Below are 22750 nucleotides of genomic sequence, written 5' to 3'. Positions count from 1 at the left end.
TTCGTACGAAATCAGGCCAGGGGCACCCGAAATGCCCACGTTCCACGACTGATGTGCCACTCACAATTGGCCAGCTCAGACGTAAGGGAGACACCCCATGGAACCGGTCTGGTTCACCTTCCTGAACGGCTCGGACATCGAACAGCTCGAGCTGACCGACATCGAGATACTCGACGCCGTCGAGGACGGGCTGCGCGCCCAGGGCCGCGGCGAGACGGTCATCGAACCGCGCGTCCATCTCGTGCCCGATCCCGCGTTCAACGGCCATTTCAATGTCCTGCGCGGCTACATGGCGCCCCTCGCGCTGGCCGGGGTCAAGACCGTGGGCGACTACGTGGACAACTACAAGCAGGGCCTGCCCTCCGAGATGGCGCTGCTCAACCTCTTCGACCCGCGCACCGGTATGCCGGTGGCCCTCCTCGACGCCACCGTCCTCACCGAGATGCGCACCGGTGCCCTCACCGCGCTGGGGGCGCGTCATCTGGCCCGCCCGGACGCCAAGGTGCTCGGGCACATCGGCGCCCGTGCCACGTCGTACTGGAACGTCCGCCTGCTCGACCGGATCTTCGACCTCGCCGAGATCCGCGTCCACTCGCGCCGCCCCGAGAGCCGCGAGGCCTTCGCCGAGCGACTTCAGCGGGAGCTCGGCAAGCCCGTGGTCGTGACCGACGACTGGAAGACCTGCGTGGAAGGCGCGGACATCGTGGTGGAGGCCTCCCGCCTCGAACGCCCGGAGCCACTGCTGAAGACCGAGTGGATCAGCCCCGGCTCCCTGGTCGTGCCCTACGGAACGAACAGCGCCGTCGAACTCTCCCTCACGGACGTCATGGACAAGATCGTCGTCGACGACTGGGGCCAGGCGCACGCCGGACCGTTCGGCGCGCTGCGGGCGCACGTCGACAGCGGCAGACTCGACGAGACCAATCTGCACGCCGAGTTGGGCGAGATCGTCGCCGGCCGCAAGCCCGGCCGGGAAAGCGCCGACGAGACGAACCTGTTCTGGCACCGCGGGCTCTCCCTCTCCGACATCGCGCTGGGCGCGGCCATGCTGAAGAAGGCCGCAGAGCGCGGCCTCGGCCAGAAGTTGCGGTTCTCATGACGCGGATCGTCGTCGACGGACGGACCCTGTCCTACGACGATGTCGTCGCCGTCGCCCACCACGGAGCCGAGGCCGTCCTGGCGGACGAGGTGCTCCCCCGCCTCACCCGCGAGCGGGCCGTCGTCGACGACGTCGTCGACCGCCAGGTGCCGACGTACGGGCTGACGACGGGCCTGGGCACACGCTCGTCGTACGCACTGCCACGCGACGAACTCGAGGCGTTCAGCGTCCGTACCGTCCGGGGGCGGGCCAACGCGGTCGGCGATCCGCTCCCCGTCCCCCTCGTACGTGCCGCCCTGCTCGCCCGCGTCAACGGCATCGCCGGCGGAGGCAGCGGCGTACGTCCGGAGATCCCACGGCTGCTGGTCGCCATGCTCAACGCGCGGGTGCATCCGGTGATACCCGAGGTGGGGTCGATCGGCGCCTCCGATCTGTGCCAGATGGCCCATGTCGGCCTGGTCGTCATCGGTGAGGGCAGGGCCGAGTCGGCCGGCGAGGTGCTCGACGGCGGCACGGCACTGCGGCGGGCCGGTCTCGCCCCTGCCGAACTGGGCCCGAAGGACGGACATGTGCTGTGCAGCGCGAGCCCGCTGGCGGCCGGACAGGGTGCCCTCGCGCTGCACGAGGCGGCCGCTCTGCTCACGCTGGCCCAGGCGGTCACCGCTCTCACCTACGAGGGCTTCCGGGCGAACACAAGCCCACTCGACGCCCGGGTACTGGACCTGCGCCCCGCCCCCGGTCAGTCCCGCGCGGCGGGCGAGCTGCTCGCCCTGCTGGACGGCGGTGAGCTGGGCGATCCCCGGCACGCGCGCCGGGTCCAGGACCCCGTCAGCCTGCGCTGCGCGGCCCAGGTGCACGGGGCACTGCACGCCGCGCTGGACTTCGCCGACTCAGCGCTCCGACCGGAGCTCAACGGCTGCGGCGACAATCCGGTGGTACTGCCCGACACGGGCGAGATCCTCTCCTCCGGCAACTTCCACACCCCGGCCCTGGCCCTCGCCTTCGACACCCTCGCGCTGGCCCTGACGCAGACCGCGGCGCTCTCCGCCGAGCGCATGCGACGGCTGCTCGACCCCGCCGTCAGCGCACTGCCCGCCAATCTCTCGCGGTACGGTCCGGAGCGCTCGGGCTTCGCACCGCTGGCCAAGACGGCACAGGCACTCGTGGCCGAGATCCGCATGCTGTCCGTACCCGTGTGCACCGACCCCCGCCATGGCGCGGACGCCGTCGAGGACGACTCGACCAATGCGGCGCTCGGGGCACGGCGGCTGGCCACGATCCTCGTCCGGCTACGGCAGTTGCTCGCGGCGGAGGCCGTCGTCGCCACCCAGGCCGTGGACCTGGCCGCACCTTCCGCGTTGGGACGCGGACCTCGGCTACTGCACCGGGCGATCCGGGAGATCGTGCCCCGCCTGGACGACGACCGGCCCTGCGGGGTGGACGTGGAGGCGGTGCATCGGGGCGTCCTGGGGTCCGACGACGTCCGGAGCGCGCTGCGCACGGTGGTGGGAGGGGTGTCGACCATGGTGGGAGGACGTTCATGACGAACGGGCCGTTCCTGGACGACTGGACCCTTCCGAGGTGCGGTCAGGCAGGACTGTCCCACAGCACATGCAGGGTGGGCGGCTTGCGGAAGACCAGACCGTACGGAGTCGTGGGGAAGTCCTGGTCGAGGCGCAGGCCGGGGAGTCGTTCGAGAAGGTGCTGGAGGGCGATGCGGGTCTCCAGGCGGGCGAGGTGCGCGGCGATGCAATGGTGCGGGCCGTGTGCGAACGCCAGTTGGAGCCGCGCGTTCTCGCGGCGGACATCGAACCGGTCGGGGTCGGGGAAGACGGCCGGGTCGCGGTTGGCGCCGGCCAGGGAGACCGTGACCGCTTCACCCTTACGGATGGCGGCCGGGCCGAGGACCGTGTCACGGGTGGCGTAGCGGTCCACGAGGGCCGCGCCGGGTTCGAGGCGCAGCGATTCCTCGATCGCACCGTCCAACAGGCCGGCGTCGCCCCGGACAAGGGCAAGCTGGTCGGGGCGCGGCAGGAGATGCAGCAGCGCGTTGGTGATCATCGCCTCGGTGGTCTCGATGCCTCCGAACATCAGGACCGCGGCGTTGGACGCCACCTCGGGCAGATCCAGCTGCCTGGCAGCGGAGACGAGAAGCGAGGGGGCTCCCTGGTCGGCGACGGTGGCTTCCACGGCCGCGCGCAGCTGCGCGTACGCGGCGGCGCCGTCGGGCCCCGCCGCATGGCCGGCGGTGATGTCCGAGACCGACCGCACGACGGAGTCGTACCAGGACAGCACAGTGACCGCGTCGATGCCCACCAGCCCAAGTGCCTCGGTCACGACCGCGACGGCGAGCGGACCGGCGAAGGCACTGCGTAGTTCGCCGGCGCCCGCCGCCTCCAGTGCGGCGATGAGACGGTCGGACTCCCGCTCGATGAACGCGGCGAACCCGTCATGTACCTCGCGAGGGCGGAAGGGGGCGGCGAAGGGCCCGCGGTGCCGAGTGTGCTCGTCGCCGTCCAGGGACAGCATGCTCGGTCCGACGACCTGTGCGGTGGAGAACCGGGGATCGTCGACGGTGAAGGTCGCGGCGTCCCGCATCACGCCGAGCGCGAGGTCGCGACGGGTCACCAGCCAACCGCCCAGCTCTGGCAGCCAGGACACGGGCTCATGCGCACGGAGCAGCGCCAACCGGGGATGCGGATCCTCGGCGAGTTCGGCGAGCGTGGTCGCGGCGCCGAGAGGGAAAGCGGAGCCGTGGTCCGATTCTCTGGGTGCAAGTGGAAGATCCATACCCGGGATCACATACCCCCGAGAAGGGTCGGTCAGCCTCACCTGCCGGTTCGGATCGCCGCGGTTCGCGCCGACGGATTGAGCTGGTGCGCCCATGGCAGCGTGTGATTACCTGACTCCATGACCGTGCTCGTGACCCGCCGCCACGTCGACTACGTGCGTGTCACCACCACGGGTTGTCCCGCCGTGAGCTGACTCCGTCCTCCGGCGTCCGACCAGCACTTTCGCACCGATGTCGCCGCAGGCCCACGCCACGCCTTGGGCCTGCACGCTCATGAGATGGGCGGCTTCGACCCGGAGCGGTCGCGCACCTCGCTCAGTGTCCCGGCCGGCCACCGGCCGCTTTCCCTCACCGCAGTAGGGGCCCCGGCAGCGGCGGACCTCTTCCCACAGGAGCTGCGCGATCGCGAGACCGCCGCTCGCGAGCGGCGACCCCTGACGGAGACATTCTTCGCACCACCCCAACCCTTGCTCGCGCCCCGCGCCACCCCCCTCCGACCACCAGCGCCATCCACAGGAGTACTCATGACCGTCCAGGACTCGCCCACCGGCATCGACACCTTCACCGCCGAATGGGAGGCGTGGCATCAGCGAAGGGACTCCGCCCTCGCCCATGAGCACGGATTCCTCGCCGTCACCGGCCTGCACTGGCCGACCCCCGACCCCCAGCGCTTCCCCGGTGCGCCGGGCACCTGGTCGGCGGGCGACGACGGGGTCATCGTCGTGCTCGACGAGGGAGAGGAACTCGTCATCGATGGCACCGTGGTGCGCGGACGGCACGCTTTCGGTGTCATCCCGGAACGCGGCGGGGTCAACGCCGTTTGGGGCGATGCCGTGATCGAGATCGCCAGGCGCGGCGGCCTCGACCTGCTCCGGCCACGGCACCCGGAGCATCCGCTGCGCACCGCGTTCGCCGGGACACCCGCGTACGCGGCGGACCCCCGTTGGGTGATCACCGGCACGTACACGCCGTTCCCGGAGCCGCGGCCGACCACCGTGGGCGCCGCCGTAGAGGGACTCCAGCACGTCTACGACGCACCCGGCAGGATCCGTTTCCGGATCGACGGCCGGGAACTGGGCCTGACCGCGTTCAACGGTCAGACACCGGGCAGCCTCATGGTGCTGTTCACCGACGCCACCTCCGGCGTGACCACCTACCCGGCCAATCGCGCCCTGCAGATCGTGGCACCGGGGCCCGGCGGAAGCGTGGTACTGGACTTCAACCGCGCCACCAACCTGCCCTGCGCCTACACCGACTTCGCGACCTGCCCGCTGCCGCCCGCCGAGAACCGGCTCCCGGTCGCGATCGAGGCGGGCGAGAAGATCCCCCACGAGCGCAAGCCGATCGCTCGGTGAGCACCTCGTGGGTCAACGGACCCTTCCACGCGGCTTCAGTGCCACCGGCGGCAACGCGGGGGCAGGCAACGGATCCCCGTCGTACCCCTTCACCTCGCCGAACCGCGTCCCCTCCATCCAGTCGCGGCGCGCCTGCTCGATCTCGTCCTGCGTCCGCCCGATCCAGTTCCAGAACATGATCAGCTCCTCCTCGAACGGCTCTCCGCCGAGGAGCATCAGGCCGGCGTCCGACTCCGCGCGCAGGGGGAGTTCGGTGCGGCCGCAGCCGAGGTAGAGCATGGAGCCGGGCAGTACCGGCACGCCGTCCACGTGGGCCTCGCCGGACATGGACAGGACGGCGTACTCGAAGTCCGGTTCCAGCGGGAGGCGTACGTCCGCACCACGCGACAGGGTGAGGTCCGCGCCGACGATCGGGGTGTAGGTCGTGCCGGGCGACGTCGCTCCGTCGAGGGCGCCTAGGATCAGCGTGGCCCGCAGGCCCGGTGCCGTGACGAGCGGCAGGTCGTCGTGGTGTTCGAAGTGCGGATCGGTGTGGCGGTCGCCGTCCGGGAGGGCGACCCACAGCTGGGCGCCGTGCAGAAAGCGGGCGTGCGACTTGGGGCTCTCCTCGGAGTGGCTGATCGCCCGGCCGGAGGTCATCAGACCCAGTTCGCGCGGCCGGATCGTCTGGAGGCTGCCCGTCGAGTCCCGGTGCAGCACCTCGCCGGCGTGCAGCCAACTCACCGTCTGCAGGCCCATGTGCGGATGCGGCGGCACCTGCATGCCGGGCTCGTCGGCGATGTCGTCGGGACCGTAGTGGTCGACGAAGCACCAGGCGCCGACCATGCGCCGGCCCAGATTGGGCAGCAGACGGCGGACCTCGGTGGATTCGCCGAGCTTGACGCGGCGCGGGCTGAGAAGTTCGCGTACGGGCTCCGCCACGACGAAGCCGCGGCCGCCGCAGACGGCGGGCACCGCCTCGCGATCAAGATTGCTCATAACGCCCAACCTAGCCCCGCCGGGGTCGCCTCGTCAGTCGGTAACCCGGGGCTGTCTCGAAGCGTTCGAGAAAATAGTAGCCATGGCTATAGTCGCCATGTACTGTATTTGCCATGAGCAAGGGTTCCGAGAGCGCGACGCCGGGGTTCCTGGTGTGGCGCCTGTCGACGAAGTGGCGGGTGGCGGTCGACCGGGCCGTCACCCCGCTGGGGCTCACCCACGCGCAGTACGCACTGGTGGCCTCGCTGTACGCCATGCAGCGCCGGGGAGAGCGACCCAGCCAGCGGCGCCTCGCCGACCACACCGGCCTGGAGGCGCTGTACGTCTCCAAGCTGGCGCGCTCCCTGGAGGCCGCCGGCGTTCTCGAACGCACCCGGGATCCCCGCGACCCGCGCGCGGTGCAGCTGGCCCTCACCGAGGAGGGCCGCGCTCGGGCCCTGCAGGCGATCAAGGTCGTCCATGGACTCCTCCAGCAGCTGCTGGCACCGCTCGGCGGCCTGGACAGCGCGCGCACGCGGGAGTTCACGCGCGACCTGGCGACCCTGCTCGACGCACCTCTTGATCCGTTCGTCATGGACAGTGAGAACGACAAGGAGCAGTCATGACCACCACCACTCCCCTGCTCGGCCCCCGAGACATAGCCCTGGCCCACTACGCCGGGCGCGCGCTGCTCGAGAAGGTGCTGGCCCGCCACGGCGCGACGTTCCAGCAGTCCGTCACCCTCCGGCTCGTCGCCGGCACCGACGAACCGATCGAGCGGGAGCACCTGGTCGACGGTGTCGTAGGCGCTCTGAAGATCGACGCGGCGGAAGCCCACGCAGTGGTCGACGAGTTGCTCGCGGCCGAACTGCTGGCCGACCAGGAGCCGTCCCGGGTGCGGATCACGGACGCCGGACGGGAGCTGTACGACACGACGTCCGCCGAGACCGCCCCCATCAGCGCCCGGATCTACGCCGGCATCCCGACGGAGGATCTGGCCGTGGCCGGACGGGTACTGAGCCTCATCACCGAGCGGGCCAACGCCGAGCTCAGCGCCATGACCGAGTAGTGGAATATTGAAGTACTGCGCTCGGTTGACGGCCTCGAAGGAGGTCACGAGTGGACACGACGTACTACGACCACGGAACACCGGCCGAGCGCTGGGAGCGCGCGCGGCAGTTCTTCGACGCCAAGGACTACGCGGCCGCCGCACGTGTCCTGGGCAGGCTGGTCGAGGAGGTGCCGGAGCAGACCGGACCGCGGCTGCTGCTGGCGCGCGCCTTCTACCACTCGGCCCAACTGCGGCGCGCGGAGACCGAGTTGCGCGCCATCGTCGAGCGCGACCCGGTCGAGGGATACGCCCGGCTGATGCTGGGCCGCACCTTGCAACGGCAGGGACGGGACGAGGAGGCGGAGCCGCACATGCGCCTCGCCTCCGCGCTGGCGGGTGACTTCGAGCAGCTCTGAGGCACGCTCGACCGACTCGGAAGCGATCGGAAGCAATACGAAGGGCCCGGTTCCCCCAAGGAACCGGGCCCCAGTCGTGCGTCCCGCCTAGTCGGCAGCCGCCGGCGTCACCGTCTCCCGCGTCTTCCGCGTCTCCCGCCTGCCCCGTCGATGAGCGATCTCGCCCAGGACGACGTCCACGAGGATGAACGCCGCCAGCGAGATGCCCAGGAGCGGCACGAAGTAGCCGACCACGGCGACGACCGCCACCAGCGGGACCAGGATCTGTGGTGGCACCTGCTGCCAGGCGCCACGCGGGACGGGCCGGCCGAAGGCCGAGCCGCGGCCGCGCTGCCACCACATGCGGTAGCCCCACACGATCAGCAGGATCAGACTCAGCGTGAGCGCCATCAGGGCGATCTGGTTGACCAGGCCGAAGAGGACCCCGGTGTGCATGTCGATGCCCCAACGGGTCAACTTGGCGAGCACCGGATAGTCGGCGAATCGCAGCGTGTCGGTGACCTCGCCGGTCGACGGGTCGATCGCGACCGAGTCCGCCTTCGTCGGCCAGGTGCGCTGCACCTGCTTCACGACGTACGCGGACGAGCCGTCGGCCGGCGGCACGATCTCCACGGGATCGCCGAGGCCTTCGGCGCGCGCGGCGGCCAGGACCTTGTCGAGGCCGACGCCGTGCTCGCCGCTGCCGCCCGCGCCGGCGGCGCCGCCGTGGCCGCCGTGCTCGCCGCCCGTCGAGGCCGAGACGGACGGGGTGGCCTGGCGCAGCGAGGTGCGCAGTTCGTCGATGTTGGCTCCGGCGTACGTCGACCAGGTCAGGCCGGTCGCCGAGAGGAAGAGGAAGCCTACGGCGGCCCAGGCGCCGACGGTGCCGTGCAGGCCGAGGGTACGGCGGCGACCGCCGGTGCCCCGCAGCTTGCGCAGGGCACGACGGCGGGAGAACCACAGCACCAGTCCGCCGGCCGCGATCACCCACAGCCAGCTGGCGGCGAGTTCGCTGTAGAGGCGGCCGGACTCGCCCAGATGCAGGTCGCGGTGGAACTCGTCGATCCAGGTGCGCAGCGGCAGCGCGCCGGTCGAGCCGTACTGTTCGAGGGCGCCGCGCACCTTCGCGGTGTACGGGTCGACGAACACGGCCAGCGCGTGGTCGGCGTCCACACCCTTGACCCCGGACAGCATGACCCGGGTGGACTCGTCGTCGGCCGGGGAGGGCCGTACCGCCGAGACCGTGCCCTCGGGGTGGGCCTTGCGTGCGGCGGCGACCTGCTCCGACATCGGCAGCTTCGTGTCACCGACCGGGACGTACATCTCGTGCCCGTACACGATCTTCTCGGCCTGGAACGCCCCGGCGTACAGGAAGCCGGTGGCCGCGGCGACGAGGAGGAACGGCGCGACCAGGACGCCGGCGTAGAAGTGCAGACGCAGGATCAGCGGGCGCAGCGGTGCCCATCTGCGAGGCGACGACGCCGAGGCGTCGGGCTGCGTCGCCTCCGCCGTGGTGGTCGTGGGAGCGGTCATCGGCGGCTTCTCCGGGGGTGGGGACGTTCTCTGCTGTGGCGGTCCAGTAGTCGGAGCCGGGAGCCGTCGAGTTCCCGCCGCCTCAAGTGACGTACGCCACAAGGGAGTACGTCCGTGATACGACCGTCATGGCATCCTGGCGCGATGGCACTTGAGAACCATCGCGCCCCGCTGGCCGAACAGGTCGAGCGACTCCTGGCCACCGAAGGCCCGTTGCCCATCGTCGCGGCCGGCGACCCGGTGCTGCGGCGTCCCACCGAGCGCTTCGACGGCCAGCTGGACCCCGCGCTGCTGGCCCGCTTCGTCGAGGCACTGCGGATCACCATGCACGCGGCGCCGGGCGTAGGCGTCGCCGCACCCCAGGTCGGGGTGCCGCTGCGGATCGCGGTGATCGAGGACCCGGCGCCGGTGCCGGAGGAGGTACGGCTGGTGCGCGCGCGGGTGCCGCAGCCGTTCCGGGTGCTGGTGAACCCGTCCTACGCGCCCGTCGGTGCCGTCCGCGCCGCGTTCTTCGAGGGCTGTCTGAGCGTCCCGGGCTATCAGGCGGTGGTGGCGCGGCCCGCCGAGGTGCGGCTGACCGGTGCGGACGAGCACGGGCACGCCGTCGACGAGGTGTTCTCCGGGTGGCCCGCCCGAATCGTGCAGCACGAGACGGACCACCTCGACGGGGTGCTCTACCTGGACCGCGCGGTGCCGCGCTCGCTGTCGTCGAACCAGGCGATGGCCGAGTACTGGGCCCAGCCCGCACCGGAAGAGGCGGCACGGGCTCTCGGCTTCGAACTGCCGGACTGACCGGGCGGGTTGCCGCCGTCGGTCAGTTGTCGCGATACGCCTCCAGCAGCCGCAGCCACACCTCACTGATCGTCGGATACGACGGAACCGCGTGCCACAGCCTGCTGATCGGCACCTGGCCGACGACCGCGATGGTCGCCGAGTGGATGAGTTCGCCGACGCCGGGCCCGACGAACGTGACGCCGAGCAGGATCTCGCGCTCCAGATCGACGACCATGCGGGCATGGCCGCGGTAGCCCTCGCCGTACAGGTACGAGCCCGCGACGGCGAGGTTGTGGTCGACGGCGCGGACGCGGTGGCCGGCCTGCTCCGCCTCCGCCAGGGACAGACCGACGGCGGCCGCCTCGGGGTCGGTGAAGACGACCTGGGGGACGGCGGCGTGGTCGGCGGTGGCCACGTGCGCACCCCACTCGGCGTCCAGCAGGGGCTCACCCGCGGCCCGCGCGGCGATCGCCGCGCCCGCGATGCGGGCCTGGTACTTGCCCTGGTGGGTGAGGAGCGCCCGGTGGTTGATGTCGCCGACCGCGTACAGCCATTCGCTGCCGGTGACGCGCAGGGTGTCGTCGACCTCCAGCCAGGAGCCGGGTTTCAGACCGACCGTGTCCAGGCCGATGTCGGCGGTGCGCGGGGCGCGCCCGACGGCGAAGAGGATCTCGTCGGCCTCGATCCGGTCACCCTTGTCGGTGCCGACCACGACCGTGCCGTTCTCCCTGGTCACCGACTCGACCGAGGTGCCGGTGCGGACATCGACACCGGCTTCGGTGAGCGCCTCGGCGACCAGTTCCCCGGCGAAGGGCTCCATGCGGTTCAGCAGGCCCTTGCCGCGGACGAGGAGCGTGACCTGTGAGCCGAGGGCCTGCCAGGCCGTGGCCATCTCGGTGGCGACCACTCCCCCGCCGACCACGACCAGCCGGCCGGGCGCGGACTGGGCGCTGGTGGCCTCGCGGCTGGTCCAGGGCTTGACCTCGGAGAGTCCGGGCAGGTCGGGGAGGGCGGCCCCGGTGCCGGTGCACAGGGCGACGGCGTGCCGGGCGGTCAGCAGCTGCCGGGCGCCGTCGGGGCCGGTCACCTCCACCGTTCGGGGGCCGGCGAGACGGCCGTGGCCGCGGTAGAGGTCGGCGCCGATGCCGTTCAGCCACTGGACCTGGCCGTCGTCGTGCCAGTCGGAGGTGACCTCGTTGCGCCGGGCGAGGACAGCGGCCGTGTCCAGGGGGCCCTGCACCGACTGGCTGAGGCCGGGCAGGCGGCGGGCGTCGGCCTGGGCGAGGACCGGGCGCAGCAGTGCCTTGCTGGGCATGCACGCCCAGTACGAGCATTCGCCGCCGATCAGCTCGCTCTCCACGATCGCGGTGGAGAGGCCGGCCGCACTGGTGCGGTCGGCGACGTTCTCCCCCACCGGCCCGGCTCCGAGCACCACGACGTCGTAAGCGATGGAATCCGTATCCGTCATGGGCTCAGTCTTGCGGGTGGTGTGCGGAGTGGCCACACGGGTACGTGCGCGGAATACGTGACCGTAGGGTCGTGTTGTCGCCGACGGCTTCGCCCCCGACACCAGGAAGAGGGAATTACGCCATGAGCAGCACCGTGGAGCTCACCAAGGAGAACTTCGACCAGACGGTCACGGAGAACGAATTCGTCCTGATCGACTTCTGGGCGTCCTGGTGCGGGCCGTGCCGTCAGTTCGCCCCCGTGTACGAGAAGGCCGCCGACGAGAACCCGGACCTCGTGTTCGGCAAGGTGGACACCGAGGCGCAGCCGGAGCTGGCCGCCGCCTTCGGTATCCAGTCGATTCCGACACTGATGATCGTCCGTGACCGCGTCGCCGTGTTCGCGCAGCCGGGTGCCCTGCCCGAGGCCGCCCTGACGGACGTCATCGGGCAGGCCCGGAAGCTCGACATGGACGAGGTCCGCAAGGCCGTGGCCGACCAGCAGGAGCAGGCCGAGCAGAACGGCCAGTAGGACCTCGATCGGCGACGCGATCTAGAAGGGGTAGGCCGCCACGTCCCCGCGCACCGTCGTCCAGCGCACGTCGGTGAAGGCCTCCAGGTTGGCCTCGCCGCCGAAGCGGGCACCGGTGCCGGAGGCGGCGATGCCCCCGAAGGGCGCGACGGCCTCGTCGTTCACGGTCTGGTCGTTGATGTGCACGATGCCGGTCGGGATCCGCTCGGCCAGGTCGAGACCGCGAGCGGCGTCGCCGGTGACGATGCCCAGGGAAAGGCCGTAGGAGCCCGCGGCGGCGAGAGCCGCGGCCTCGTCGAGCGTGGTGAAGGAGCGTACCGGCGCGACCGGGCCGAAGACCTCCTCGGTGTACGCGGGGGTCTCGTCGTCGACGCCCGCCAGTACGGTCGGCCGGTAGAACAGCTCCTCGTGGGTGCCGCCCGCGGCCAGCTTGGCGCCCCGGGAGGCGCTGGACCGCACCAGGTCGTGCACCTTGCCCAGCTGTCCGGCGTCGATGAGCGGGCCGAGGTGGACCTCGGCACGGTGCGGGTCGCCGACGGCGAGGGAGTCGGCCTTGGCGGCGAGGCGCTCGACGTAGTCCGCGTACAGGGACTCGTGGACGAGATGGCGGCCGGTCGTCATGCAGATCTGGCCCTGGTGGAAGAACGAGCCCCAGGCGGCCGTGGAGATCACCGCCTCGATGTCGGCGTCCTCCAGCACGATCAGGGCGGAGTTGCCGCCCAGCTCCAGATGCGCCCGCTTGAGGTGGCGTCCGGCGGCCTCGCCGACGGCCCGGCCCGCGGCCGTGGAGCCGGTGAAGGAGATGACCGGCACCCGAGGGTCGGCGACCAGCGCCTGGCCCGCCTCCGGGCCGCCCGGCAGGACGTGCAGCAGCCCCTCGGGCAGACCGGCCTCCGCGAAGATCGCGGCCAGCGAGAGTCCGCCGCACACCGCCGTACGGGGGTCCGGCTTCAGCACGACGCCGTTGCCGAGCGCGAGGGCCGGGGCGACGGAGCGGATGGAGAGGATCAGCGGGGCGTTGAACGGCGCGATCACGCCGACGACGCCGGCGGGGACGCGGCGCGTGTACGACAGGCGGGGCATCTCGCTGGGCAGGACGTGCCCGGCCGGCCGGGAGGCGAGCGCGGCGGCCTCGTAGCACTCCTGGGAGGCCACATGCAGCTCGAAGTCGGCCTTGCCGGGGATGGAGCCGGACTCACGGACGAGCCATTCGCGCAGCTCGTCGGCGTGCTCGGTGAACAGGTCGCCGGCCTTGCGCAGGACCGCGGCGCGTACGAAGTGCGGGAGGCGGGCCCACTCGGCCTGGGCGGCGCGGGCGGCCTCGGCGGCCGTGGCGATGTCCTCGGCGGTGGCCAGGGTGACGGTGCCGAGCGTGTCGCCGGTGGCGGGCTCGGTGACGGCGTACTCGTCTCCCGACAGGGAGCGGGGCTGCCAGGCCTTGGGGTCGAGCAACGGCATTGCGACTCTCCGTTCGATCACCGGCGGGACTCACAGAGGGAGCGGAAGTCCCGAGTAGTTGACCGCCAGTTCGGCGGCCGCGTGACGGGATGCGGTGATCCGGCGCAGACGTGCGAGCTGCATCCGCTGGTCGAACGCATCCCCGTCTGGTTGAGCATGCAACATCTTAGTCATGTCATCCGAGAACCGGGTCGTCTGCCACACCCGTCGAAGGCACAACTCCGAATACCTGTCGAGAAGTTGCGTGTTCCCTGTGCGGTGCAGCTCGATGAAGGCACGGGCCAGCACCCGGATGTCCGACACCGCGAGGTTGAGGCCCTTGGCGCCCGTCGGCGGCACGATGTGAGCGGCGTCCCCGGCGAGCAGCAGGCGTCCGTGGCGCATCGGCTCGTGGACGTAACTGCGCATCGATGTCACGGACTTGGCGGTGATGGGGCCTCGGCACAGGGTCCAGTCGGCGTCGATGGCGAAGCGGGCGGCGAGCTCGTCCCAGATGCGGTCGTCGGCCCAGTCGTCGGCGTCGGTGCCGTTGGGCACCTGGAAGTAGAGCCGGGAGACGGACGGTGAGCGCATACTGTGCAGCGCGAAGCCGCGCTCACCGCGTGCATAGATCAACTCGTCGCAGGACGGGGCGACTTCGGCCATGATGCCGAGCCATGAGTACGGGTACTCGTGCGCGAACGAGCGGCCGGCCCCGTCGGGGAACACGCCCCGGGAGATGCCGTGGAAGCCGTCGCAGCCGGCGACCCAGTCGCAGGTGAGCGTCTGTTCGCGGCCCTCGTGCAGGAACCGTACGACGGGCCTGGCGCTCTCCGGCTTCTCGACGGCGAGCGCCTCGGCCTCGAACAACAGCGATGGGCCGCCCTCGAGTTGCAGCGCGATCAGGTCTTTCACGATCTCGGTCTGCGCGTAGATCGTCACCGTACGGCCACCGGTCAGGGCCGGGAAGTCGATGTGGTGGCGTTCCCGGTCGAAGCGCAGCTCGATGCCCTGGTGCACCAGGCCCTCGGCCACCAGCCGGTCGGCGGCGCCCGCCTCGCGCAGCGCGTCGACGGTGCCCTGCTCCAGCATTCCGGCCCGCTGGCGCTGCTCGGCGTACTCCCGCGTCCTGGCCTCCAGGACCACGCAGTCGATGCCCGCGCGGTGCAGCAGCCGCGCGAGGAGCAGTCCGGCGGGACCGCCGCCGATGATGCCGACCGTCGTACGCATTCCCACGCCTCCTGGCTTCGACGGTACGTCGGCCGGGCTCGCGGGGCCTCAGCTGGACTCGCGGTGCACCACTGTCGCTCCCAGCACCTTGTGCGTCTCGGGCGCTGCGCCCGGGTTGCGCACCGCGCGGTCGACCAGCTCCGCGAGGTCGCGGCCGGACGGCAGCTCGATGTGGACCGTGCTCAGCCTAGGCCGCAGCAGCCGTCCGAGCATCAGGTCGTCGGCGCCGATGACGGCCACGTCGGCGGGGACCCGGACGCCGGCGTCCTGGAACGCGCGCATCAGCAGCATCGCGTACTCGTCGTTGTAGGCGAACACGGCGTCGAGGCCGAGGTCGCGCCAGCGGGCGGCGAGCCGCGTGGCGGACTCCTCCTCGTAGGCGAGCGGCAGCTCGGTGACGGTCGCGTCCGTGCCGCCGAGGGCGCGCCGTACGCCTTCCAGGCGGGGCGCGGAGAAGGACTCCAGGCCGTCTTCCTCGGGCACGACGACGCCGATCCGGCGCCTGCCGCGGTCGTACAGATGGCTGCCCGCGCAGTGGCCGACGGCCTCGTAGTCCATCAGCAGGCCGTGGGCGCCGTCGACGGACTCGGGGCCGAGGCTGACCACGGCCCGGGCGCCGGAGCGCTTGAGCACCGTCACACCCTTGGGGCCGAGGCCGGAGCCCGAGACCAGGACGGCGACGGGGCGCAGCTCGGCCCAGGCGCGGGCGGCCTCGTCGCCGTGCAGGCCGACGCTGCCGTGCTGTACGACCGTGTAGTCGAGGCGGCCGAGGGCGAGCTGGAGGTCGCTGAGGAACTGGCTGTACAGAGGGCCGACGGGGAAGCTCGGCGCGGGCATCAGGACCATGCGGCTGTGCCCGGCGCGCAGGCTGCGGGCGGCGGCGTGCGGGACGTACCCGAGTTCCTTCGCGGCCTCGTGGACCCGGCGACGGGTGGGCTCGCTGATCCGGACGGCGCTGGTGTTGTTGAGGACGTAGGAGACGGTCGCGCGCGAGACGCCGGCCAGGCGGGCCACATCGGCGCTCGTGGGTACCGAGCGCGTTGCGGAGGAAGCGGGCGCGGGCGTTTTCGGTATCTGCACCATGACGTACCGCATCCTTGCAGAACCTGTGTACGGAACTCCCTTGAGGGTCCTCGCCCGTTCACGCCGGGGTGTGCGTCACCCGGTCGACCAGGTCGACCCAGCCCTTCTCCAGCCGCTCCATGGGCATGGCGCACTGCCGGGTCAGGTGGCTGATCAGGGCGGGGTCGAGATACGCCATGAGGGTCTGCGCGAGCAGCTCACAGTCGGCGCCGGGGTGTATCTGCCGCAGCAGCATCGTGACGTGGGTGTGCAGCGCCAGGTACGAGGGATGGGCGAAGCGGCGGGACGGATCCGTCTGGGCCGCCAGCTGAAGGTCCAGCTGTTCGGCCGAGCGGTACAGCGCCGCCACGCCGAACGCGCACAGGCGCTCGTGCGGCGGCGCGCCGGGGCCCAGCGGCGGCGGGCCGCCGAGGAAGTCGGCCTGCAGTTGTCGCGCGGAGTGGTCCAGCAGCGCCATCAGCAGTCCGGTGCGGTCGCCGAAGCGGCGGAAGACCGTGCCCTTGCCCACCCCGGCGGCGGCGGCCACCGCCTCCATGGTGACCCCGGCCACGCCGTGCTCCGCGATCAGCCGGGCGGCCGCCTCCAGCAGCCGGGCGCGGTTGCGGGCCGCGTCGGCGCGCAGGCAGGGCTCGTCGGGGGCGGAGCCGACCTCCAGCAGCTGGGGCGCGTCGAGGGGTTCCTGGGGCTCCGGGAAGGGCGGCAGGGCGGCGGACATGAAGACAGCGTAAAGCATCGGGAATGAAACTGGACCGTGGTCCGCTTAAGGTGCTAGAAACGTAAGCGGACCTCGGTCCGGATCGTAACGGCAGTGTTTCAGGTGTTTCAGCACCCCCATTCAGGACCCCTTTTCAGCACCCCTTGGAGTTCGCATGTCTGTTCGCATCCTCGCGCTCGTCGGCAGCCTTCGCGCCGGTTCGCACAACCGTCAGCTGGCTGAGGCGGCCGTCAAGCTCGCCCCCGAGGGCGCGGACGTCGTGCTCTTCGAGGGCCTGGCGGAGATCCCCTTCTACAACGAGGACATCGACGTCGAGGGCGACGTCCCCGCCGCCGCTGCCAAGCTGCGTGAGGCCGCACAGGCCGCCGACGCGTTCCTGTTCTTCTCCCCCGAGTACAACGGCACCATCCCGGCCGTACTGAAGAACGCCATCGACTGGCTGTCCCGCCCGTACGGCTCCGGCGCCTTCGGTGGCAAGCCGGTCGCCGTGGTGGGCACCGCCTTCGGCCAGTTCGGCGGCGTGTGGGCGCAGGACGAGACCCGCAAGGCCGTGGGCATCGCCGGCGGCAAGGTGCTGGAGGACGTCAAGCTGTCCATCCCCGGCTCCGTGACCCGTTTCGCCGAGACACACCCGGCCGACGACGCCGAGGTCGCCGCCCAGCTGACGGAGGTCATCGCGCGCGTCCACGGTCACGCGGGCGAGGCGGTGGCCGCCTGATCGGCGGGCCGGACATCTGCCGGAGGGGTCGGAGCCGAGTGCTCCGGCCCCTTCTCGCGTCTCACGCCACCGCGGTCGGCGCCAGTTCGCGCAGTTCCGCCAGCGCCGCCGCCACCGCCGGCCGGGTGTGACCGCCGCCCCGGGTGCAGGTCAGGAGCTTGCGGTGCGGGTTGCCCGTGCAGCTGACCCGGGTGATCGGCAGGTGCGGGGTCAGATGGGCGAGGCGGGGGATCAGTGCGACGCCGAGACGGTGGGCGACGAGGTGGGCCATGACGTTCCAGTCCATGGCGTGATGGACGATGTCGGGGGTGAACCCGGCCTCACCGCACGCCGACAGCACATGCGGGCGGCAGGGACTGTCCGGCACCGGCGCGATCCACTCCTCGTGCGCCGCCTCCGCCAGGTCGACGCCCGCACGCCCGGCGAGCGGGTGCCCCTCGGGCACGACCAGGTCGAACGGGTCGTCCAGGAGCGGGTGTTGGTCGAAGCGGGAGTCGCTCAGGGGCGGGTTGTAGATCGTCGCCTCGACGACGGCCAGGTCGATCTCCCCCTCGAAGAGCAGGTCGAAGCTGGCCGGCACCTCCGTCTCCTGGATCCGGACGCTGAGCCGCGGGTGGCGTTCACGCAGCCGCGCCGCCATGGGGGCGAGCAGCACCGAGACGGCCAGCGGGAAGCCGCTCGCCCGCAACGGCCCGGCGGGCGCGCCGTGGTCGGCCCGCAGATCGAGTTCGGCCAGCTCCCAGCGGGCCTGGATCGCGTCCGCGTGCGCCAGCAGGCTCTCGGCCGCCGGGGTGAGGCGCACCCCGCGGCCCTGCGGTTCGAGGAGGTCGACGCCCAGGTCGCGGGCCAGCTGGCGGATCTGCTGGGAGGCGGCGGACGGGGTGAAGTGCAGGGCGCGGGCGGCCCCGGTGACCGTGCCGTAGTGCGCCACGGCCCTCAGTACGTGCAGTCGGCGCAGGTCAATCATGAAGCCCACGCTTCAAGGTGAGGTCCACAAAGTCAACCTGGACGTGTACGAAGGCGCATCGCACCCTTGGTGGTGTCGCGACGGTCTAACCAGCCACGAGGTACGAGGAGTCGCCATGACCAGCACGACCGGCACCGTCTGCCCGCACTGCGGGTGGCCCGACGGCGCCGAGCCCTACCAGGTGGTGTCCCGGCACGGCACGGCGGCGGGCAGCACGGTGTGGACGCGATGCGCCTGCGGTTCGCTGCAGGTCCGTGTCGTGGACGCCCGGGGCATGCGCGTCGTCTCACGCAGTCGGCCCACGGGCGCGCCGACGAACTCGCCCTGCCGGTGACCTCCCCGCTCAGTCCAGCTCGGCCAGCCGGCGCACGGCGGACGCCGCGAAGTTCTCGATGAACGCCGCGGGTTCGCCGGTGCGCGGGCCGAGGATGACGGTGTCGATGCCGAGCTTGGTGTAACCCGCGATGTCCCGGGTGAAGGCGTCGAGGTCGCCCGCCGCGGCGGCCTCGCCCGAGTAGACGACGGTCTTGCGGATCTCGTCGTAGTCGCGCCCCTCGGTGTCGCAGTGGCCGCGCAGCACGTCGAGCTTGTGCCTGACCTCCTCGGGCGAGGTGGTGAAGAGGTTGCAGGCGTCTCCGTACCGGGCCACGAGCCGCAGCGTCTTCTTCTCGCCGCCCCCGCCGATCATGATCTCGGGGTGCGGGGCGCTGACCGGCGCCGGCACGCAGAGCGTCTCGGCCAGTCGGAAGTGCCTGCCCTCAAAGGGGCCGTCGGCCTCCGGGTCCCACATCTGGAGGCAGATCCGCAGGGTCTCCTCCAGTCGCTCGAACCGCTCGGCGACCGGCGGGAAGGGCACCCCGAGTCCCTCGTGCTCCCGGCCGTACCAGGCGGCGCCGATCCCGAGGGTGGCCCGGCCGCCGGACAGCACGTCGAGCGTGGTGGCGATCTTGGCGAGCAGACCGGGGTGGCGGTAGGTCACACCGGTCACCAGGGCGCCGAGGCGGACCGTGGAGGTGTGGGCGGCGAGGAAGCCGAGGGTGGTGTACGCCTCCAGCATGGGGTCCTCGGCGCCGTCGTTGAACTCCATCTGGAAGTAGTGGTCCATCACCGACAGCCAGCTCAGCCCGGCCGCCTCGGCGGCGGCGCCCGCGGCGGCGAGTTCGGTGCCGAGCGCGGGACCTCCTCCGGGATGGTCGAACCGGTTGATGTGCACGCCGACCCGCATGTCCTGTCTCCGTTCGCCCGGACCCTGCCCCGTCCCTGGCGACGCTAGAACTTCGAGCGCTCTCGAAGTCAAGCCCCTGCGGCCAGTTGGTCACCGAGCGCGGTGCGCCCGTAGAGCACGCGCCGTCCGTCACGGGCCCGGGAGACGAGTCCCGTCGCGTGCAGCACCTTCAGATGCTGGCTGACCGCGCTGGGCGTCACGCCGAGGCGGCGGGCGAGTTCGACCGTGGGCAGCGGTTCGGCGAGCAGCCGCAGGACGGTGGTGCGGGGTGCGCCCAGCAGCGCGGTCAGGGCGGATGCGTCGGGCTCGGGCTCCGGCTCCCACAGGGTCGCGGCGCCCCTGCCGGGGTAGGCCAGCATCGGGGGTTCGTCGGCGCTCACCGGCGGCGCGGGCTTGTGGGCGAACAGGGACGGCACCAGGCGCAGTCCGCGCCCGGATCCGTCCACCTCGTGCCGGCCGATCATCCGGTCGACACGCAGGACGCCGTCGTTCCAGCGCACATTGCGATGCAGGTCGGAGAAGAGCAGCTGGGCACCGCCCATGGCCAGCTGCCGGGCGCGGTGGGTGATGTCCGCCTCCAGCACCAGCCGTATCCGGTGCCAGTCCGGCCGTACGGCCAACTCCCAGTATCCGAGCAGGAGTTCACACAACTCCTCCAGCAGCTCCGCCACCGGCGCGTCGCCGGGTGCGGTGATCGGCCGCAGGGCGTCCGGGAGGGGGTGCGGGGCATGGGTGGCGAGCAGGTCGCGTCGTACGAGATCCAGTGGTGTCGCGCCGACGACGGCGAGCTGGTCCTCCAGCGCTGGTGCGAAGGTCGTCGGGCGTGGGGTCAGGAAGTCCGGCATGGTCAGGGTCGGCCCCACCAGGGCCCGCAGCAGCCGGGCGTCGGCGGGGTCGAGCCGGTCGAGCACCGAGCGCCGCCACGGGCTGTGCAGGGGATAGAGGGCGGGGGCACGCAGGGCCCGTAGGCTGCCCATCACCTCACGCAGCGGCGAGATGGCGAACCGGGTGTCCGCGAGGTCGTCGACGTCGAGCAGGAAGCTGATCATTAAGCCCCCCGCTTCATCCTTTGGCAACCGCCCGCCAGTGCCGTGGACTTCGGGCCATGACGGATCACGACCACCGGCAGACTACCTCGGCCATCGCGCTGCTCGCCTTCGCGTGCGGAGTCGCCGTGGGCAATGTGTACTTCCCGCAGGCGATCGGCCCGTTGGTGGCCTCGGGTCTCGGTGTCTCGCCCGACGCGGCGGCCACGGTGGTGACCGCGACCCAGTTCGGCTACGCGGCCGGCATCTTCCTGCTCGTACCGCTGGGCGACCGGCTGCGGCCACGCCGGCTGCTGGTCGCCCTGCTCACCCTGACCGGCCTCGGTCTGTTCGCCGCCGCCACGGCCCAGGCGCTGTCGCCGCTGGTGGCGGCCAGTGTCCTCGTCGGGGCGGCGACGGTGATCGCCCCGCTCGCGGGCCCGCTGGCGGTCGGCCTCGTGCCCGCCGAGCGGCGTGGCGTGGTCAGCGGCACCCTGCTGAGCGGCTGTCTCGCCGGCATGCTGCTGTCCCGCGCCGTCGGCGGCGCCCTCGGCGACTGGCTGGGCTGGCGGGCGCCGTACGTCCTCGCCGGCGTGGTGTCCCTCGCGGTCGCCGCCCTGCTGGCCCGCCTGCTGCCGACCCTGCCCCCGGCCACCTCGGCGCCCTACCCGGCGCTGCTCGCCGCACCCCTGCGACTGCTGCGCACCGAGCCGGAGTTGCGCCGCTCCTGCCTGTATCAGGCCACGGTGTTCGCCGGCTTCTCCGCCGTGTGGACCGGGGTGGCACTGCTGCTCACGGGCCCGGTGTACGGGATGGACGCGAAGGCCGCCGGGCTGCTCGCCCTCGTCAACGCGGCGACGATGCTGTGCACGCCGGTCGCCGGACGGCTGGTGGACCGCCGGGGCGCGGACCGGGTCAACCTCGTGTGCTTCCTCGTGGCCGGCGCGTCGGCGGTGGTGCTGGCGCTCGGCGGTCTGGGCGGCGCCACCGGGCTGACCGCGCTGGTCGTCGGCACACTGCTGCTCGACGTCGGCATGCAGTCCGGGATGGTGGCCAACCAGGTGCGGATCTACGACCTGGGCGCCGACGTCCGCAGCCGTCTCAACACCGCGTACATGACCTGCGCCTACCTCGGCGGCACGGCGGGCTCCTGGCTGGGTGCCCGCGCCTACGGCCGCTTCGGGTGGACCGGCGTGTGCGCACTGGTCGCGGGGCTCACCGCCGTGGCGCTCACCCGCCATCTGGTCACACGCTTTCGGCCGTTGCCTGCTCCTGCCTCCTCGAAGCGCGCAGGCTGGTCACCGTCGTGACCGCGAGGACGAGCACGATGAAGCCGAGGGAGAACGGGATGCCGATCTCGGGGACGTGGACGCCGGACTCGTGCAGCGCGTGCAGCACCAGCTTGACGCCGATGAAGCCGAGGATGATCGACAGGCCGTAGCTGAGGTGGACGAGCTTCCTCAGCAGGCCGCCGATCAGGAAGTACAGCTGCCTCAGGCCCATCAGCGCGAAGGCATTGGCGGTGAAGACGATGTACGGGTCCTGCGTCAGACCGTAGATGGCGGGGATGGAGTCGAGCGCGAACAGCACGTCGGTGGAGCCGATCGCCAGCATCACGACCAGCATCGGGGTCATGACCCGCTTGCCGTTCTGCTCGATCCACAGCTTGGTGCCGTGGTAGCGGTCGGCCACGCCGAAGCGGTTCTCCACCATCTTCAGCAGTTTGCTCTCCTGGTACTCCTCCTCGTGCTCCTCCTTACGGGCGTCCTGGATCAGCTTCCAGGCGGTCCAGATCAGGAAGGCGCCGAAGAGGTAGAACACCCAGGAGAACGTGGAGATGATCGCCGCGCCGGCCGCGATGAAGGCCGCGCGCAGCACCAGGGCCATGATCACGCCGACCATCAGGACGCGCTGCTGGTAGTGCGAGGGCACCGCGAACTTCCCCATGATCAGCACGAAGACGAAGAGGTTGTCCACGCTGAGCGACTTCTCGGTGATGTACCCGGCGAAGAACTCGCCCGTGGGCCGGGCACCGCCGTAGTAGAACAGGCCGAGGCCGAACAGACAGGCGAGGGCGACCCAGACGATCGTCCACGTGCCCGCTTCCCTGAGGGAAACGTCATGGGGTTTGCGGCCGATGAAGAAGTCCACGGCGACGAGCGCGCAGAGGGCCACGACGGTCAGCAGCCAGACGGCGAGGGAGACGTTCACGGGTGTTACTCCTGGTGCAGGTGGGGCCCTGCCAGAGTCCGTGGCGTCCAGGGATTCGTTCCACCCAGGGCGGGTGAACAACGGGTCATCACCTGGCAAGCTCCGGGTCACGGGGGGAACTTTCCGCCTACGATCGGAGGGAGGTCGTCGAAAAGGATGCCCCCCCAGGGGGGGGGGGGTGGGATAGTGGTTGCAAAGCAGGCGTGG

The 22750-nt window shown here is 71.4% G+C and carries 23 protein-coding genes; 11 read left to right on the top strand and 12 right to left on the bottom strand.

From position 1 onward, the window contains the following. Positions 1–97: 97 nt before the first annotated feature. Positions 98–1099: an ornithine cyclodeaminase family protein gene (locus ACFQ6S_RS03005; RefSeq protein WP_383402547.1), complete on the top strand. Its 1002-nt coding sequence runs from the start codon at positions 98–100 to the stop codon at positions 1097–1099. Beyond that, the gene (gene hutH, locus ACFQ6S_RS03000) at positions 1096–2643 is read left to right on the top strand and encodes a histidine ammonia-lyase (protein WP_383402545.1); all 1548 of its coding nucleotides are present in this window, start codon (positions 1096–1098) and stop codon (positions 2641–2643) included. Before ACFQ6S_RS03005 ends, hutH begins: the two co-directional genes overlap by 4 nt. 43 nt (positions 2644–2686) lie before the next feature. On the opposite strand, the gene ACFQ6S_RS02995 is transcribed toward hutH, so the two are convergent. Then, on the bottom strand, positions 2687–3889 hold the full coding sequence (locus tag ACFQ6S_RS02995; protein WP_383402542.1) for a cytochrome P450: 1203 nt from the start codon (positions 3887–3889) through the stop codon (positions 2687–2689). Between the two features lie 525 nt (positions 3890–4414). On the opposite strand from ACFQ6S_RS02995, the gene ACFQ6S_RS02990 reads away from it, so the two are divergent. Further along, positions 4415–5245 carry a DUF1684 domain-containing protein gene (locus ACFQ6S_RS02990; RefSeq protein WP_383402539.1) on the top strand — a complete coding sequence of 277 codons (831 nt, stop codon included), beginning with the start codon at positions 4415–4417 and terminating at the stop codon, positions 5243–5245. A 12-nt stretch (positions 5246–5257) separates the two neighbouring features. Here ACFQ6S_RS02990 and ACFQ6S_RS02985 read toward each other — a convergent pair whose 3' ends face one another. Then, entirely contained in the window at positions 5258–6223 is a 966-nt protein-coding gene (locus tag ACFQ6S_RS02985; RefSeq protein WP_383402537.1) for a pirin family protein, read from the bottom strand. Positions 6224–6336: 113 nt separating this feature from the next. Here ACFQ6S_RS02985 and ACFQ6S_RS02980 point away from each other — a divergent pair, with 113 nt between their 5' ends. From ACFQ6S_RS02980 to ACFQ6S_RS02970, 3 genes are read left to right on the top strand one after another with little or no spacing between them, the layout of a single operon-like run. Next, positions 6337–6828, top strand: coding sequence for a MarR family winged helix-turn-helix transcriptional regulator (locus tag ACFQ6S_RS02980; RefSeq protein WP_383402534.1), 492 nt, complete (start codon positions 6337–6339; stop codon positions 6826–6828). Further along, entirely contained in the window at positions 6825–7271 is a 447-nt protein-coding gene (locus tag ACFQ6S_RS02975) for a MarR family transcriptional regulator (protein WP_383402532.1), read from the top strand. Before ACFQ6S_RS02980 ends, ACFQ6S_RS02975 begins: the two co-directional genes overlap by 4 nt. Before the next feature lie 50 nt (positions 7272–7321). Further along, positions 7322–7669: a tetratricopeptide repeat protein gene (locus tag ACFQ6S_RS02970; protein ID WP_383402529.1), complete on the top strand. Its 348-nt coding sequence runs from the start codon at positions 7322–7324 to the stop codon at positions 7667–7669. Positions 7670–7756: 87 nt separating this feature from the next. Here the strand turns inward: ACFQ6S_RS02970 and ACFQ6S_RS02965 are convergent, their stop codons facing one another. Beyond that, positions 7757–9181 carry a PepSY-associated TM helix domain-containing protein gene (locus tag ACFQ6S_RS02965; RefSeq protein WP_383402526.1) on the bottom strand — a complete coding sequence of 475 codons (1425 nt, stop codon included), beginning with the start codon at positions 9179–9181 and terminating at the stop codon, positions 7757–7759. Between the two features lie 144 nt (positions 9182–9325). Between ACFQ6S_RS02965 and ACFQ6S_RS02960 the strand changes: the two genes are divergently transcribed. Next, positions 9326–9973 (top strand): peptide deformylase, encoded by a 648-nt coding sequence (locus ACFQ6S_RS02960; RefSeq protein WP_383402524.1) that lies wholly within the window; start codon positions 9326–9328, stop codon positions 9971–9973. Between the two features lie 22 nt (positions 9974–9995). On the opposite strand, the gene ACFQ6S_RS02955 is transcribed toward ACFQ6S_RS02960, so the two are convergent. Then, complete coding sequence (locus ACFQ6S_RS02955; protein WP_383402521.1) at positions 9996–11423, bottom strand: dihydrolipoyl dehydrogenase family protein; 1428 nt, start codon at positions 11421–11423, stop codon at positions 9996–9998. Between the two features lie 122 nt (positions 11424–11545). Here ACFQ6S_RS02955 and trxA point away from each other — a divergent pair, with 122 nt between their 5' ends. After that, entirely contained in the window at positions 11546–11932 is a 387-nt protein-coding gene (trxA, locus tag ACFQ6S_RS02950) for a thioredoxin (RefSeq protein WP_383402518.1), read from the top strand. Positions 11933–11953: 21 nt separating this feature from the next. Here the strand turns inward: trxA and ACFQ6S_RS02945 are convergent, their stop codons facing one another. The 4 genes from ACFQ6S_RS02945 to ACFQ6S_RS02930 are packed head-to-tail and all read right to left on the bottom strand — an operon-like array spanning position 11954 to position 16415. Next, positions 11954–13390, bottom strand: a complete 1437-nt coding sequence (locus tag ACFQ6S_RS02945; RefSeq protein ID WP_383402515.1) for a benzaldehyde dehydrogenase — start codon at positions 13388–13390, stop codon at positions 11954–11956. Between the two features lie 30 nt (positions 13391–13420). After that, positions 13421–14599: a 4-hydroxybenzoate 3-monooxygenase gene (locus ACFQ6S_RS02940; protein WP_383402512.1), complete on the bottom strand. Its 1179-nt coding sequence runs from the start codon at positions 14597–14599 to the stop codon at positions 13421–13423. A gap of 48 nt (positions 14600–14647) precedes the next feature. Then, on the bottom strand, positions 14648–15682 hold the full coding sequence (locus tag ACFQ6S_RS02935; protein WP_383402509.1) for a LacI family DNA-binding transcriptional regulator: 1035 nt from the start codon (positions 15680–15682) through the stop codon (positions 14648–14650). A gap of 58 nt (positions 15683–15740) precedes the next feature. Next, complete coding sequence (locus ACFQ6S_RS02930) at positions 15741–16415, bottom strand: TetR/AcrR family transcriptional regulator (RefSeq protein ID WP_383402506.1); 675 nt, start codon at positions 16413–16415, stop codon at positions 15741–15743. Between the two features lie 136 nt (positions 16416–16551). On the opposite strand from ACFQ6S_RS02930, the gene ACFQ6S_RS02925 reads away from it, so the two are divergent. Next, positions 16552–17115: an NAD(P)H-dependent oxidoreductase gene (locus ACFQ6S_RS02925; RefSeq protein ID WP_383402503.1), complete on the top strand. Its 564-nt coding sequence runs from the start codon at positions 16552–16554 to the stop codon at positions 17113–17115. 61 nt (positions 17116–17176) lie between these two features. Here the strand turns inward: ACFQ6S_RS02925 and ACFQ6S_RS02920 are convergent, their stop codons facing one another. Then, the gene (locus tag ACFQ6S_RS02920) at positions 17177–18082 is read right to left on the bottom strand and encodes a LysR family transcriptional regulator (RefSeq protein WP_383402500.1); all 906 of its coding nucleotides are present in this window, start codon (positions 18080–18082) and stop codon (positions 17177–17179) included. A 115-nt stretch (positions 18083–18197) separates the two neighbouring features. Here ACFQ6S_RS02920 and ACFQ6S_RS02915 point away from each other — a divergent pair, with 115 nt between their 5' ends. Continuing rightward, positions 18198–18416: a hypothetical protein gene (locus ACFQ6S_RS02915; RefSeq protein WP_383402498.1), complete on the top strand. Its 219-nt coding sequence runs from the start codon at positions 18198–18200 to the stop codon at positions 18414–18416. A 9-nt stretch (positions 18417–18425) separates the two neighbouring features. Here ACFQ6S_RS02915 and ACFQ6S_RS02910 read toward each other — a convergent pair whose 3' ends face one another. Continuing rightward, a complete protein-coding gene (locus tag ACFQ6S_RS02910; protein ID WP_383402495.1) occupies positions 18426–19307 on the bottom strand; it encodes an LLM class F420-dependent oxidoreductase in 882 nt (293 codons plus the stop codon). 68 nt (positions 19308–19375) lie between these two features. Continuing rightward, on the bottom strand, positions 19376–20356 hold the full coding sequence (locus ACFQ6S_RS02905) for an ArsR/SmtB family transcription factor (RefSeq protein WP_383402493.1): 981 nt from the start codon (positions 20354–20356) through the stop codon (positions 19376–19378). A 56-nt stretch (positions 20357–20412) separates the two neighbouring features. Here ACFQ6S_RS02905 and ACFQ6S_RS02900 point away from each other — a divergent pair, with 56 nt between their 5' ends. After that, positions 20413–21642: an MFS transporter gene (locus ACFQ6S_RS02900; protein ID WP_383402490.1), complete on the top strand. Its 1230-nt coding sequence runs from the start codon at positions 20413–20415 to the stop codon at positions 21640–21642. On the opposite strand, the gene ACFQ6S_RS02895 is transcribed toward ACFQ6S_RS02900, so the two are convergent. Next, the gene (locus ACFQ6S_RS02895; RefSeq protein WP_383402487.1) at positions 21578–22543 is read right to left on the bottom strand and encodes a TerC family protein; all 966 of its coding nucleotides are present in this window, start codon (positions 22541–22543) and stop codon (positions 21578–21580) included. The genes ACFQ6S_RS02900 and ACFQ6S_RS02895 overlap by 65 nt on opposite strands. Between the last annotated feature and the right edge of the window lie 207 nt (positions 22544–22750).

Origin of the sequence: Streptomyces sp. NPDC056479 (assembly GCF_042795335.1) — a bacterium.
Taxonomy (GTDB): Bacteria; Actinomycetota; Actinomycetes; order Streptomycetales; family Streptomycetaceae; genus Streptomyces.
Note: the sequence above shows the minus strand (reverse complement) of the source record. Positions and strands in the feature narration are given on the sequence as shown.

Bases quoted from the DNA above. Each gene is read 5' to 3' on its own strand.
- ACFQ6S_RS02960 (WP_383402524.1), top strand. From the start codon at position 9,326: ATGGCACTTGAGAACCATCGCGCCCCGCTGGCCGAACAGGTCGAGCGA.
- ACFQ6S_RS02930 (WP_383402506.1), bottom strand. From the start codon at position 16,415: ATGCTTTACGCTGTCTTCATGTCCGCCGCCCTGCCGCCCTTCCCGGAG.
- ACFQ6S_RS02945 (WP_383402515.1), bottom strand. From the start codon at position 13,390: ATGCCGTTGCTCGACCCCAAGGCCTGGCAGCCCCGCTCCCTGTCGGGA.
- ACFQ6S_RS02925 (WP_383402503.1), top strand. From the start codon at position 16,552: ATGTCTGTTCGCATCCTCGCGCTCGTCGGCAGCCTTCGCGCCGGTTCG.
- ACFQ6S_RS02955 (WP_383402521.1), bottom strand. From the start codon at position 11,423: ATGACGGATACGGATTCCATCGCTTACGACGTCGTGGTGCTCGGAGCC.
- trxA (WP_383402518.1), top strand. From the start codon at position 11,546: ATGAGCAGCACCGTGGAGCTCACCAAGGAGAACTTCGACCAGACGGTC.
- ACFQ6S_RS02915 (WP_383402498.1), top strand. From the start codon at position 18,198: ATGACCAGCACGACCGGCACCGTCTGCCCGCACTGCGGGTGGCCCGAC.
- ACFQ6S_RS02900 (WP_383402490.1), top strand. From the start codon at position 20,413: ATGACGGATCACGACCACCGGCAGACTACCTCGGCCATCGCGCTGCTC.
- ACFQ6S_RS02975 (WP_383402532.1), top strand. From the start codon at position 6,825: ATGACCACCACCACTCCCCTGCTCGGCCCCCGAGACATAGCCCTGGCC.
- ACFQ6S_RS03005 (WP_383402547.1), top strand. From the start codon at position 98: ATGGAACCGGTCTGGTTCACCTTCCTGAACGGCTCGGACATCGAACAG.
- ACFQ6S_RS02995 (WP_383402542.1), bottom strand. From the start codon at position 3,889: ATGGATCTTCCACTTGCACCCAGAGAATCGGACCACGGCTCCGCTTTC.
- ACFQ6S_RS02990 (WP_383402539.1), top strand. From the start codon at position 4,415: ATGACCGTCCAGGACTCGCCCACCGGCATCGACACCTTCACCGCCGAA.
- ACFQ6S_RS02980 (WP_383402534.1), top strand. From the start codon at position 6,337: ATGAGCAAGGGTTCCGAGAGCGCGACGCCGGGGTTCCTGGTGTGGCGC.
- ACFQ6S_RS02935 (WP_383402509.1), bottom strand. From the start codon at position 15,682: ATGGTGCAGATACCGAAAACGCCCGCGCCCGCTTCCTCCGCAACGCGC.
- ACFQ6S_RS02985 (WP_383402537.1), bottom strand. From the start codon at position 6,223: ATGAGCAATCTTGATCGCGAGGCGGTGCCCGCCGTCTGCGGCGGCCGC.
- ACFQ6S_RS02940 (WP_383402512.1), bottom strand. From the start codon at position 14,599: ATGCGTACGACGGTCGGCATCATCGGCGGCGGTCCCGCCGGACTGCTC.
- ACFQ6S_RS02965 (WP_383402526.1), bottom strand. From the start codon at position 9,181: ATGACCGCTCCCACGACCACCACGGCGGAGGCGACGCAGCCCGACGCC.
- hutH (WP_383402545.1), top strand. From the start codon at position 1,096: ATGACGCGGATCGTCGTCGACGGACGGACCCTGTCCTACGACGATGTC.
- ACFQ6S_RS02920 (WP_383402500.1), bottom strand. From the start codon at position 18,082: ATGATTGACCTGCGCCGACTGCACGTACTGAGGGCCGTGGCGCACTAC.
- ACFQ6S_RS02910 (WP_383402495.1), bottom strand. From the start codon at position 19,307: ATGCGGGTCGGCGTGCACATCAACCGGTTCGACCATCCCGGAGGAGGT.
- ACFQ6S_RS02905 (WP_383402493.1), bottom strand. From the start codon at position 20,356: ATGATCAGCTTCCTGCTCGACGTCGACGACCTCGCGGACACCCGGTTC.